This is a genomic window from Aquabacterium olei, from assembly GCF_003100395.1.
In the GTDB taxonomy this organism is placed as follows: Bacteria; Pseudomonadota; Gammaproteobacteria; order Burkholderiales; family Burkholderiaceae_C; genus Aquabacterium; species Aquabacterium olei.
In genome coordinates this window covers 3,378,931-3,391,614 of sequence record NZ_CP029210.1, presented here as the reverse complement: position 1 = coordinate 3,391,614, position 12,684 = coordinate 3,378,931, and the positions used below count along the sequence as shown (strand labels likewise).

10 protein-coding genes are annotated in these 12,684 nt (G+C 68.7%); 6 read left to right on the top strand and 4 right to left on the bottom strand.

The window, feature by feature from the left end:
• Positions 1-9: 9 nt before the first annotated feature.
• The 3 genes from DEH84_RS15295 to ubiA all read left to right on the top strand — a co-directional run bounded on the left by DEH84_RS15295 (position 10) and on the right by ubiA (position 5,603).
• Entirely contained in the window at positions 10-3,135 is a 3,126-nt protein-coding gene (locus DEH84_RS15295; RefSeq protein ID WP_109037626.1) for an efflux RND transporter permease subunit, read from the top strand.
• Complete coding sequence (locus DEH84_RS15290) at positions 3,128-4,648, top strand: TolC family protein (RefSeq protein ID WP_109037625.1); 1,521 nt, start codon at positions 3,128-3,130, stop codon at positions 4,646-4,648. Before DEH84_RS15295 ends, DEH84_RS15290 begins: the two co-directional genes overlap by 8 nt.
• A gap of 70 nt (positions 4,649-4,718) precedes the next feature.
• Positions 4,719-5,603 (top strand): 4-hydroxybenzoate octaprenyltransferase, encoded by an 885-nt coding sequence (gene ubiA / locus DEH84_RS15285; protein WP_245932610.1) that lies wholly within the window; start codon positions 4,719-4,721, stop codon positions 5,601-5,603.
• A gap of 4 nt (positions 5,604-5,607) precedes the next feature.
• On the opposite strand, the gene proC is transcribed toward ubiA, so the two are convergent.
• The 4 genes from proC to DEH84_RS15265 are packed head-to-tail and all read right to left on the bottom strand — an operon-like array spanning position 5,608 to position 9,752.
• The gene (gene proC, locus DEH84_RS15280; protein ID WP_109037624.1) at positions 5,608-6,429 is read right to left on the bottom strand and encodes a pyrroline-5-carboxylate reductase; all 822 of its coding nucleotides are present in this window, start codon (positions 6,427-6,429) and stop codon (positions 5,608-5,610) included.
• A gap of 8 nt (positions 6,430-6,437) precedes the next feature.
• Entirely contained in the window at positions 6,438-8,312 is a 1,875-nt protein-coding gene (locus DEH84_RS15275) for an ATP-binding response regulator (RefSeq protein ID WP_109037623.1), read from the bottom strand.
• A complete protein-coding gene (locus DEH84_RS15270; RefSeq protein ID WP_109037622.1) occupies positions 8,309-9,028 on the bottom strand; it encodes a LuxR C-terminal-related transcriptional regulator in 720 nt (239 codons plus the stop codon). The genes DEH84_RS15275 and DEH84_RS15270 overlap by 4 nt, the downstream gene beginning before the upstream one ends.
• A 37-nt stretch (positions 9,029-9,065) precedes the next feature.
• Positions 9,066-9,752: a YggS family pyridoxal phosphate-dependent enzyme gene (locus DEH84_RS15265; RefSeq protein ID WP_109037621.1), complete on the bottom strand. Its 687-nt coding sequence runs from the start codon at positions 9,750-9,752 to the stop codon at positions 9,066-9,068.
• A 37-nt stretch (positions 9,753-9,789) separates the two neighbouring features.
• Here DEH84_RS15265 and DEH84_RS15260 point away from each other — a divergent pair, with 37 nt between their 5' ends.
• The 3 genes from DEH84_RS15260 to DEH84_RS15250 are packed head-to-tail and all read left to right on the top strand — an operon-like array spanning position 9,790 to position 12,677.
• Positions 9,790-10,833, top strand: a complete 1,044-nt coding sequence (locus DEH84_RS15260; protein ID WP_109037620.1) for a type IV pilus twitching motility protein PilT — start codon at positions 9,790-9,792, stop codon at positions 10,831-10,833.
• 8 nt (positions 10,834-10,841) lie between these two features.
• Positions 10,842-11,519, top strand: a complete 678-nt coding sequence (locus DEH84_RS15255; RefSeq protein WP_109037619.1) for a Crp/Fnr family transcriptional regulator — start codon at positions 10,842-10,844, stop codon at positions 11,517-11,519.
• Between the two features lie 21 nt (positions 11,520-11,540).
• Positions 11,541-12,677, top strand: coding sequence for a PilT/PilU family type 4a pilus ATPase (locus tag DEH84_RS15250; protein ID WP_109037618.1), 1,137 nt, complete (start codon positions 11,541-11,543; stop codon positions 12,675-12,677).
• Positions 12,678-12,684 lie beyond the last annotated feature (7 nt).

Genomic DNA, 12,684 nt, shown 5'->3' with positions numbered 1-12,684 from the left:
CGGTCGCGCATGTCACGTTTCTTCATCGAGCGGCCCATCTTTGCGTGGGTGATCGCCCTGTTCATCCTGGTCTTCGGCGGCGTGGCGATCACGCAGCTGCCGATCTCCCAGTACCCGACGGTCGCCCCCCCGGCCATCGTCATCAACGCGACCTACCCGGGCGCTTCCGCACAGACGCTGGATGAAACCGTCATCAGCGTCATCGAGCAGGAGCTCAACGGCGCGCCCGGTCTGGCCTACATGGAGTCGGTCAGCCAGGCCAACGGCACCGGCCAGATCACTGTCACCTTCGAAACGGGCACCAACATCGAGCTGGCCCAGGTGGAGGTGCAGAACCGCCTGTCTCGCGCCACACCGCGGCTGCCGTCTGCGGTCACGCAGCAGGGCGTGCGGGTCGACAAGTCACGCAACAACTTCCTGATGTTCGTGATGCTGTCGTCCAGCAACCCGGCCTATGACCCGATCGCGCTGGGCGACTACGCCGCCCGCAACATCGTGCCCGAGCTGCAGCGTGTGCCCGGCATTGGTCAGGTGCAGCTGTTCGGCACCGAGCGCGCCATGCGCATCTGGGTCGACCCCACCAGGCTGGTGGCCTACGGCCTGTCGATGGCCGACGTCAACGCAGCCATCCGCGCGCAGAACGCGCTGGTGCCCGCCGGTGGCATCGGCGACCGCCCCAACATCGGCGAGCAGACCATCTCGGCCACCGTGGTGGTCAATGGCCAGCTGGTCAACGAGAAGCAGTTTGGCGACATCGTGCTGCGCGCCAAGGCCGATGGCTCGACCGTGCGCCTGCGCGACGTGGCCCGCATCGAGCTGGGCGCCCAGACCTACGGCACCTACGCCCGCCTGAACGGCAAGCCGGCCACGGGCATGGGCATCCAGCTGTCGCCCACCGGCAATGCGCTGGCGGCGGCCGAAGCGGTCAAGGTCCGTCTGGGCGAGCTCAAGAAGTTCTTCCCGCAAGGCATGGACTTCAGCGTGCCGTACGACACATCGGGCTTCGTGCAGCTGTCGATCAGCCAGGTCGTCGAGACCCTGATCGAGGCCGTCGTGCTGGTGTTCATCGTGATGTTCCTGTTCCTGCAGAACATCCGCTACACGCTGATCCCGACGCTGGTGGTGCCCGTGGCCCTGCTGGGCACCTTCGGCGTCATGCTGACGCTGGGCTTCTCGATCAACGTGCTGACGATGTTCGGCATGGTGCTGGCCATCGGCATCCTGGTGGACGACGCCATCGTGGTGGTGGAGAACGTCGAGCGCCTGATGGTGCAGGAGGGGCTGAGCCCCGTGCAGGCCACGCGCAAGGCCATGAGCCAGATCAGCGGCGCCATCATCGGCATCACCGTGGTGCTGGTGTCGGTGTTCATTCCGATGGCCTTCTTTGCCGGCTCGGTGGGCAACATCTATCGCCAGTTCTCGCTGTCGATGGTGGCCTCGATGCTGTTCTCGGCCTTCCTGGCCCTGTCGCTGACGCCGGCGCTGTGCGCCACGCTGCTCAAGCCCGTGCCGCACGGTCACCACGAAAAGAAGGGCTTCTTCGGCTGGTTCAACCGCGCCTTCACGTCGACCACGCACGGCTACGAAAGCTGGGCGGCGAAGCTCGTGCGCCGTGGCGGCCGCGTGCTCATCGTCTACGCCGTGATCGTGGGCGTGGTGGGCTGGCTGTATGTGCGCATGCCGTCGTCCTTCCTGCCCAACGAAGACCAGGGCAACCTGATCGTCAACGTGCAGCTGCCGCCGGGCGCCACGTCCAACCGCACCGAGGCCGTGATCTCGCAGGTGGAGCAGTTCTTCCTCAAGCAGCCCGAGGTGCAGTCCATCGTGGGTGTGGTGGGCTTCAGCTTCTCGGGCTCCGGCCAGAACGCGGCCCTGGGCTTCGTCACGCTGAAGGACTGGGATGAGCGCAAGGGCGAGGGCCAGTCGGCGCAGGCGCTGGCCGGTCGTGCTTTCGGCGCGCTGATGGGCATCCGCGATGCCTTCATCTTCCCGCTGAACCCGCCCGCCATCCGCGAACTGGGCAACGGCACCGGTTTCTCCGTGCGGCTGCAGGACCGCGGCGGCGTGGGCCACGACGCGCTGCTGGCCGCCCGCAACCAGATGCTCGGCATGGCGATGCAGAACCCGATGCTCGCGGGCGTGCGGCCCGAGGGCCTGGAAGACGCACCGCAGCTGCAGGTCGACATCGACCGCGAGAAGGCGCTGGCGCTGGGGGTAGGGGTCGATGCGATCAGCACGACGCTGTCGACGGCGCTCGGCTCCAGCTACATCAACGATTTCCCGAACCGCAGCCGCATGCAGCGCGTGATCGTGCAGGCCGACGCCGACAAGCGCATGCAGCCCGACCAGATCCTGCAGCTCAACGTGTTGAACAGCCAGGGCCAGAACGTGCCGCTCTCGGCGTTCGCCACCACGCGCTGGGTCACCGGCCAGATGCAGGCCGTGCGCTACAACGGTTACCCCGCCATGCGCATTTCCGGTGACGCGGCCCCGGGCTACAGCACGGGCCAGGCCATGGACGAGATCGAGCGCATGGCCGCCCGCCTGCCGACCGGCATCGGCATCGAGTGGACCGGGCTGTCGCGCGAGGAAAAGCTCTCGGGCTCGCAGGCCACGCTGCTGCTGGCGTTCTCGCTGCTGGCCGTGTTCCTGTGCCTGGCTGCGCTGTATGAAAGCTGGTCCATCCCGTTGGCCGTGCTGCTCGTGGTGCCGCTCGGCATCCTGGGCTCGCTCCTGGGCGCCAACGTGCGCGACCTGCCCAACGACGTCTACTTCAAGGTCGGCCTGATCACCATCATGGGCCTGTCCGCGAAGAACGCCATCCTGATCATCGAGTTCGCCAAGGAGCTCCAGGAGAAGGGCATGGGGCTGATGGAAGCCACGCTGCAGGCCTGTCACCTGCGGTTCCGGCCGATCATCATGACCTCGCTGGCCTTCATCCTCGGGGTGATGCCGCTGGTGCTGGCCAACGGCGCCGGTGCGGCAGCCCAGCGCGCCATCGGCACCGGCGTGATGAGCGGCATGATCGCGGCCACCGTGCTGGCCGTGTTCTTCGTGCCCGTGTTCTTCGTGGTGGTGCGCCGGTTCTTCCCGGCCCGCGCCACCCAGCCCGAAGTGGAGACCGACCATGACTGACAAGGCCCTGTTCCTGCGGCCGGCCACGATGCTGGCCGCCGTGCTGGCCCTGGCCGGCTGTTCGCTGACACCCGAGTACCAGCGCCCGCCGCTGGCCGTGCCCGCCACCCTGCCTGCCGCCGCGACGGCTTCGGCGCCGGCGGCCGCTCCGGCAACCGCCGTGGCCGACCTGCCCTGGCAGCGCTATTTTCCTGACACGCGCCTGCAGCAGCTGATCGGTCTGGCGCTGGACGGCAACCGTGATCTGCGCGTGGCGGCGCTCAACATCGAGGCCCTGCGCGCGGCCTACGCCATCCAGGATGCCGACCGTTTCCCGAGCGTCAATGGCGTGGCGAACGCCGCCCGCCAGCGCGCCACCAGCCGGCCGTTTGCCTATGGCAACTCGGTGCAGGCCGGCGTCAGCATCTCGGCCTTCGAACTCGATCTGTTCGGCCGCGTGCGGGCGCTCAGCGAAGCCGCCGGTGCCCAATTGATGGCGTCCGAATCGGCCCGCCGCGCCACGCACATCAGCCTGGTCGCCTCGGTGGCCAGCACCTGGTACACGCTGTGGGCCGACCGCTGGCAGCTGGCGCTGGCCGAACAGACGCTGGCCACGCGCGAGTCCTCGCTGAAGTTGCAGCAGCTGAAATTCGACAACGGCGTTCTGAACGAGCTGGATCTCCGCACGGCGCAATCGCTGGTCGAAGCCGCCCGTGTCACGCGCGCCCAGGCGCAGCGCCAGTGGGCCCAGGATCTGAGCGCACTGGAAGTGCTGCTGGGCCGTTCGGCGCCGGCCGACCTGCTGCCACCACCCGTCGACGTCGGCATCCCGGCGGCGCAGGCCGGTGGGCAGACCACGGCCCAGGCCGATGCACTGGCTCAGACCGTGAGCCGGTCGCTGTGGCCGGAGCTGGCCGAGCTGCCGGTGGGGCTCTCGTCGGATGTGTTGCTGCAGCGCCCCGACATCGTCCAGGCCGAGCAGAACCTGGTGGCGGCCAACGCCAACGTGGGCGCCGCCCGTGCCGCGCGCTTCCCGCGCATCAGCCTGACGGCCTCGCTCGGCGTGGCGAGCACCTCGCTGGCGGGCCTGTTCAACGACGGCCTGCTGGGCGCCGCGATCGCCCCGGGCGTGACGGTGCCCTTGCTGGACTGGGGCCGCACCGCAGCCGGCGTGAACAGTGCGGTGGCCCGCCGCGACATCGCGCTGGCGCAGTACGACCGCACCGTGCAGTCCGCTTTCAAGGATGTGGCCGATGCGCTGGTGGCACGTCAGACCTGGACCGAGCAGGCCCAGGCCCAGCGCGCCCAGACCGAGGCCGAGGCCACCCGTCTGCGCCTGTCGACGTTGCGCTATGAGAGCGGCGTGGCCAGCCAGCTCGATCTGCTGGACGCCCAGCGCGCGCTGTTTGCCTCGCAGCAGAACCTGATCACCGCGCAGCTGGCGCGGCAGCAGGCCCACATTGCCGTCTACCGTTCGCTGGGTGGGGGCTGGGAAACCACGGCCAGCCAGCAGGCGGCCACCAGCGCACGCTGACCACGTCGCACACTCGCCCAAGCTGGGCCGGTCACCGGGTTCACCGGGGCCGGCCCTTTATCATAGCGGGGTGAGCACAAGCCCCGTCCTGACCCTGCGCGACCGCTGGTCGCTCTACCTCGATCTGATCCGCTGGAACCGGCCGCAGGGCTGGTTGCTGTGTCTGTGGCCGGTGCTGGCCGCGCTGTGGCTGGCCTCGGGCCGCCTGCCTGCGGTCGACCTGCTGCTGATCTTCACGCTGGGCACCTTCCTGATGCGCAGCGCCGGCTGTGCCGTCAACGACATTGCCGACCGCGAGTTCGACCGGCACGTCAAGCGCACCGCGCAGCGCCCCATCACCAGCGGCCGCCTGTCGGTGCAGGAAGCGATTGCCGTCGGCGTGGTGCTGGCGCTGATCTCGTTCGTGCTGGTGCTGTTCACCAACCCACTCACGATCGGCCTGTCCTTCGGGGCGCTCGGCGTGGCCATCCTCTACCCCTTCACCAAGCGCTTCTTCGCGATGCCGCAGGCCGTACTCGGCATCGCCTTCAGCTTTGGCATCCCGATGGCCTATGCGGCCGTGCAGGATCAGGTGCCCGCGCAGGCGTGGTGGCTGGTGCTGGGCAACATCGCCTGGGTGCTGGCCTACGACACCGAGTACGCCATGGTCGACCGCGACGACGACCTGCGCATCGGCATGCGCACCTCGGCCATCACGCTCGGGCGCTTCGATGTGATCGGCATCGCGCTGTTCTACGCGCTGTGCCTGGCCTGCTGGTGGTGGGTCGGCCAGCAGGCCGGCCGGGGGCTGTTCTACCAGCTGGGCCTGGTTGCCGCCGCAGCCCAGGCGGTGTGGCACGTGGTGCTCATCCGCCACCGCGACCGCGAGGGCTGCTTCCGTGCCTTCCGCGCCAACCACTGGCTCGGCATGAGCGTGTGGCTGGGCGTGGTGCTCGACGTCGCCCTGCCGGGCTGACGCGTCAGCGGCCGAACTCGTCGCCCAATTCGCCGGCGCGTTGCTGGGCCGCGCGCATGGCGGCCACGAAGGCCGCCTTCACCCCAGCGGCCTCCAGGTGCGTCAGGGCCGCATAGGTCGTGCCGCCCTTGGACGTCACCCGCTCGCGCAGCACGGCCGGACTGTCCGGCGACTGGGTGGCCAGGGCCGTGGCGCCCGCAAACGTGGCCTGGGCCAGCAGACGACCCTGCTCTGCACTCAGGCCCATGTCCTGCGCGGCCGCCATCATGGCCTCGATGAAATAGAACACGTAGGCCGGGCCCGAGCCCGACAGTGCCGTCACGGCATCCAGGTCGGCCTCGCGGTCCACCCACAGGTGCTGGCCGGTCGGCTCCACCATGGCCTGCACGGCGGCGCGCTCGGCCGCGTTGACTTCGGGGCGGGCGAACAGGCCGGTCATGCCCTGGCCCACCAGCGCCGGGGTGTTGGGCATGGCCCGCACGATGCGCGGGGTGCCCAGCAGGCGTGCCATGTCGTCGGTGCGCAGCCCGGCCATCACGCTGTAGTGCAGCGCGCCGTGCGTCAGCGGGGCGCTGGTGCTGGCCGCGTCCTTGAACTGCTGCGGCTTGACGGCCCACACGATGGTGGCCGCCTGGCTCACGGTGGCGTCCGCGGCAGCGGCCGTCTGCACGCCGAGGGTGTCGTGCAGACGCTGGCGTTGCTCGGCCACGGGATCGATCACGAGGATGCGCTGGGCGGCGCGGCCCTGGCGCAGCAGGCCGCCGATGATGGCGGTGGCCATGTTGCCGCCGCCGATGAAGGCAATGTCGATGGTGGAGGTGCTCATGGGGGAGATCATGCCGCATCCGGCCGCTCGGGCGCGCCGGTGGCCTCGGCCAGCAGGCGCAGCAGGCGGTCGGCCTGCAGGGGTTTGTGCAGCAGGTGCACCTGGGCGGCGCGTGCCGCCCCGGCCAGCCCGGGCGTGGCTTCCCCGGTGAGCAGAAAGGCCGGCAGGGCCTCGCCGAACTCGTAGCGCAACTGCGCAATCGCCTGCAGGCCGTTGATCGACAGCCCCAGCCGATGGTCACTCACCACCGCCGACGGCATGCTGCCCTCGGGCATGCGGCCTTCGGCCTGCAAGGCCACCAGCGCCGCGATGGCGCCATCCGGTGTCGAGCCGGCCGCCGTGCGCCAGCCGTGCTGGTGCAGCAGCATGGCCGTGCCCTCGCGCACATCGGGGTCGTCCTCGATCAGCAGGATCACGCCGGGTGGGGCGAGGGGTGACGCAGCCGGGGCAGCAGGCTTGCCGGCGCGCGTCGAGGGCCGGCGGGCTGCACGGGTCTCGGCCTGTTGCGGGGGCACGGCTGCGGGCACCAGCCGAGGCAGGCGCACGCTGAAGCAGGAACCCTGGCCCGGGCGCGAGCGCAGGCTCACCGGTGTGGGGCCGAGCAGGCTCAGGCGGCGCACCACGGCCAGCCCAAGCCCCAGGCCTTCGCTGCTGCGCCGGCCGTCGTTGTGTGCCTGGAAGTAGTCTTCGAAGATGCGGTGGCGATGCTCCCGCGCGATGCCGGTGCCCGTGTCCCACACCTGGCAGACGATCCACGGCCCGCGCGCCCGGGCACGCAGGCGCACGGTGCCCCGCTCGGTGTAGCGCACTGCGTTGTTCAACAGGTTGCGCAGGATGCGCTCCAGCACATGCGGGTCGGCCTGCACCCAGGCCTCGGTGGGGTCGAGTTGCCACTGCAGCCCCTGATGGGCGCACACCACCGCGAACTCGCTGTCCAGCCGTCGCCACAGTGCGGACAGGGCACAGGCCTGGGCGCGGTAGTCGATGCGCTGCGCGTCGATGCGGGCCACGTCGAACATGCGCTCGAACATCGTGCTCAGCGAGCCCAGCGCCGTCTGCATGCGGTCGAGCAGGCCGTGCCCTTCGGCCGCAGGAACGTGGGGGCGCAGCGCACTGCTCAGCAGCATCAGCACGTGCAGGGGCTGGCGCAGGTCGTGGCTGGCCGAGGCAAAGAACTCGCCCTTCTGCCGGTCGGCGATCTCGGCGCGGGCCTTCTCCCGCGTCACGTTGTTGACCTCTTCGCGCAATTGCAACACCAGGTCGGCGTTTTCGTTGCGCAGCAGGGTGCCCTCACGCAGCCGTCGGCTGATCTGCCGCGTCACGGCCAGACTGGTCACCATGGAGACCCCCATCACCAGCGCCAGGAACGACGAACTGGGCTGACCGTCCACCAGCAGGCGCACGCCGGCCAGCGTCAAGAGCGGCGTGCTGCCGGCCACCGCCACGCCCCAGTCGTGCACGCTCACCAGCATCACCGTGTAGGCGTACACCAGCGAGGCCGCCACCAGCGCGAGCTGCCAGTCGTTGTCGGCCACCCCCAGCAGCGCCACTGCGAACAGCCCCCACAGCGTGCCCTGCGAGAGGTGCCACCCCAGCAGGCTGCGGCGCCAGCGCTGGTAGCCCGAGGCCGGGATGCCGAAGCGCCGGAAGTGCCGGGTCATCGCGATCACGACACCCCAGACGCCCAGCAGGCCGAGCGTGGGAAGCACCCATTGCCACGCCGGCAGCGGCCAGCCGCGGATCAGCCACAGCAGCGCCATCAGCGACAGCGCCTGGCCAAGAATGGTGTGCGGGGTGGTGCGCCACGCGTCCTGCAGCATCTGCAGGTCGACGCGGGTCTGCATGGGGCTGATGCCGCGCATGCCGCGGTCTGCGCGGTTCACGCCAGGCTTTCCCGGCGTCCTTCCTGGCTCGCTTCTTCCGGCGGAGGTGGGGCCCAGGCCGCGGGGGCCTGCCGCGAGCACAGCAACACGAGTTGCGTGCGGCTGTGCACCCCATACGCGCGGAAGATGGCGCTCACGTGCAGCTTCACGGTCTCGGCGCTGATGCCGAGTGCATCGGCAATGGCCTGGTTGGTGCAGCCCTTGAGGATCCAGGTCAGCACGTCCTTCTGGCGCGGGGTCAGGCGCACGCTCTGCGCCGGCGTCGCCTCATCGGCGGATTCGGGCTGGTCGGCGGGCGACAGCAGCTCCGACGGGAAGTGCAGCCGCCCCTCGACCAGCGCCCGCAGGGCCATGGTGAAGCCGTCGATCTCGGCCAGTTTGGGAATGAAGCACGACGCGCCGTGGTGGATGCACTCCAGCGCCACCTGCACGTCGTTCTGCCCGGTGATGATGCCGATGCGCTGGGTGGGCGCCGCCTGGCGCACGGCCTGCAAGGTGGCGGTGCCGCGGCTGTCGGGCAGACCGAGGTCGAGCAACACGACGTCGATCGGGTCGGCATCCGGCCCGTGGGCCAGCCGCTCGAGCGTGGCCTGCAGCGAGTTGGCCTGCGAGAAGCGCGCTTTCGGTTCGAGGGCGCGGATGGCCTGCATCATCCCTTCTCGGATCAGGCTGTGGTCATCGACCAGCAGGTAGTGGGGCGGACGCAGAACTTCCATACCGTTTACGTAAGCGATCCCGCATGGTAGCGGGCGGTCAGCGTCGGCCGAATAGGGCTGTGCCCACCCTGACCAGGGTGGAGCCCTCGCCGATTGCGGCCGCCAGGTCGCCGCTCATTCCCATCGAAAGCGTGTCCACGGGAAGACCCTGAGCCTTCAGGTGCTCGAACACGCTACGCACGCGGGCCAGTTCCGCGTGCTGCACGGCGGGGTCCTCGCTGGGCGCGGGCAGCGCCATCACGCCGCGCAGCGTGAGGCGGGGCAGGGCGGCCACCGCGCGGGCCAGGCTTTCAGCCTCTTCGGGCGCAATGCCGCTCTTGCTGGCTTCGCCGCTGGTATTGACCTGGATGCAGACCTGCAGGGGGGGCAGCCCTTCAGGGCGTTGCTCCGACAGGCGCTGCGCGACCTTCAGCCGGTCGACCGTGTGCACCCAGTCGAACGATTCGGCCACCACGCGCGTCTTGTTGCTCTGCAGCGGCCCGATCATGTGCCATTCGATCTGGCTGCGCAGGTCGGCCAGCTCCGCGATCTTGACGAGGGCCTCCTGCACGTAGTTTTCGCCAAACCGACGCTGTCCTGCGTCAAATGCTTCTCGCACCGTTACAGCTGGAAACGTCTTGCTGACGGCCAGCAAGGTGACACTCTCGGGTGGGCGCCCAGCGAGAGAACAGGCTTGTTGTATCCGGTTTCTCACGCTTTGCAGGTTGTTTGCGATCGTCGACATAATGGGTCTGTAACCAAAAGCCAGGCCCACATCATCCATGGATATCACCCAGCTCCTTGCGTTCTCCGTCAAGAACAAGGCATCCGACCTTCACCTGTCGGCAGGGTTGCCCCCCATGATCCGGGTCCACGGCGATGTGCGCCGCATCAACGTCGACGCGCTGGACCACAAGCAGGTCCACGACATGGTGTACGACATCATGAACGACGCCCAGCGCAAGACCTATGAAGAAACGCTGGAGTGCGACTTCTCGTTCGAGATCCAGGGGCTGGCGCGTTTCCGCGTCAACGCCTTCAACCAGAACCGCGGTGCCGGCGCCGTGTTCCGGACGATTCCGTCCAAGATCCTGACGCTCGAGCAGCTCAACGCACCCAAGGTGTTTGCCGACCTGGCCTTGAGGCCGCGCGGGCTGGTGCTCGTCACGGGGCCCACCGGCTCGGGCAAGTCGACCACGCTGGCGGCGATGGTGAACCACCTCAACGAGACCGAGTACGGCCACATCCTGACGGTCGAGGACCCGATCGAGTTCGTGCACGACTCCAAGAAGTGCCTGATCAACCAGCGCGAAGTCGGCCCGCACACCATGAGCTTTGCCAACGCGCTGCGCTCGGCCCTGCGCGAGGACCCGGATGCGATTCTGGTGGGTGAAATGCGCGACCTGGAAACCATCCGCCTCGCGCTGACCGCCGCGGAAACCGGCCACCTGGTGTTCGGCACGCTGCACACCTCGTCGGCCGCCAAGACCATCGACCGCGTGGTCGATGTCTTCCCCGCCGCCGAGAAGGAAATGGTGCGCGCCATGCTGTCCGAGTCGCTGCAGGCGGTGATCTCCCAGACGCTGTGCAAGACGAAGGACGGCTCGGGCCGGGTGGCCGCGCACGAAATCATGATCGGCACCCCCGCGATCCGCAACCTGATCCGCGAGAACAAGATCGCGCAGATGTACTCGTCGATCCAGACCGGCAACAGCATGGGCATGCAGACGCTGGATCAGAACCTGACCGAACTGGTGCGACGCAACGTCATCTCGCCCGCCGAGGCCCGCGCCAAGGCCAAGATTCCCGAGAACTTCCCCGGCTGAGCCAGTTCATGAAACGCCTGCTGGACCGTTTTGTCAGTGGCGCAACCGGGGGCGCACGCACCACCTCGGCCGATGCGGCCGAGGCCGACGACGAGGGCTTCTTCGCCACCCAGTTCATGGAGCGGCCCGAGTCCGTGCGGGGCAGTTCCGCCTGGTCGGCGCGCGCGCTGGCCGTGGGCGCGCAGCCGCTGGACCCGGAAGCCGGCCTGTCCCTGCTGATGCGCGCCTGGGGCCAGGACGCCCTGATGGCCGCACTCGGCGAGGAGGGGCAGCGCAAGCTCCTGCCGCATCTGCAGTTCGTGAAGGTGCCCGCAGGCCGGGAGCTGATCGTGCAGGGCGAGCGCGGCGACTACGCGCTCATCGTGCTCGACGGCGTGGTCGCCGTGGACCGCGTGCCCCCCGCGGGTGGCCGCGTGCGCCTGGCCGAGGCCCGCGAAGGCGAGGTGATCGGCGAGATGTCGCTGCTCGACGCCAGCGCCCGCTTTGCCTCCTGCCTCACACTCAGCGCCTGCGCGCTGGCGGTGCTCACCAGCGAGGCGCTGGACGAGCTGGCCATCGAGGAACCCCGCCTCGGCATGGCCCTGATGACCTGCACCGCGCGCCGTTTGTCGCTGCGCATGCGCCAGCTCGGCGCACGGCTGGGCGCGCTGCTGGACGCCAGCCGCGCCGGCCCCCACCCCGTTTGAAGACCCCGACAGGACCGCACCATGGAACGCGATCAGGCCTCCAAATTCATCAACGACCTGCTGAAGCTCATGGTCGCCCGGGGGGGCTCCGACCTGTTCCTCACGTCGGACTTCCCGCCCGCCATCAAGGTCGACGGCAAGGTCACCAAGGTCTCGCCGCAGGCCCTCACGTCGCAGCACACCGTGTCGCTGGCCCGCGCGATCATGAACGACAAGCAGGCGGCCGAGTTCGAGCGCACAAAGGAGTGCAACTTCGCGATCTCGCCCGGCGGCATCGGCCGCTTCCGCGTCAATGCCTTCATCCAGCAGGGCAATGTGGGCCTGGTGCTGCGGACCATCCCGCAGAACCTGCCCACCGTCGACGGCATGGGCCTGCCCCAGATCCTCAAGGAGGTCGTGCTGACCAAGCGCGGACTGGTGATCCTGGTGGGTGGCACGGGCTCTGGCAAGTCGACCACGCTGGCGGCCATGGTCGACCATCGCAACGAGAACACGCACGGCCACATCATCACGCTGGAAGACCCGGTGGAGTTCGTGCACCCGCACAAGAACTGCATCATCACCCAGCGTGAGATCGGCATCGACACCGACGGCTGGGAGATGGCGCTGAAGAACACCCTGCGCCAGGCGCCCGATGTGATCCTGATGGGCGAAATCCGCGACCGCGAGACCATGGAGCACGCCGTGCAGTTTGCCGAAACCGGCCACCTGTGCATGGCCACGCTGCACGCCAACAGCGCCAATCAGGCGCTGGACCGCATCATCAACTTCTTCCCCGAAGAGCGCCGGCCGCAGCTGCTGATGGACCTGTCGCTCAACCTGAAGGCACTGGTCTCGCAACGCCTGCTGCCGCGTCAGGAAGGCAAGGGCCGCGTGGCCGCGGTCGAGATCCTGCTCAACACGCCGCTGATCGGCGACCTCATCTTCAAGGGCGAGGTGGGCGAGATCAAGGAGATCATGAAGAAGTCGCGCGAGCTGGGCATGCAGACCTTCGACCAGGCGCTGTACGACCTCTACGAGAGCAACTACGTGACCTACGAAGATGCGCTGCGCAACGCCGACTCGGTCAACGACCTGCGCCTGCAGATCAAGCTCAACAGCACCCGCGCGCGCACCAGCGACCTGGCCGCCGGCACCGAACACCTGAAGATTGTCTGAACCCTGT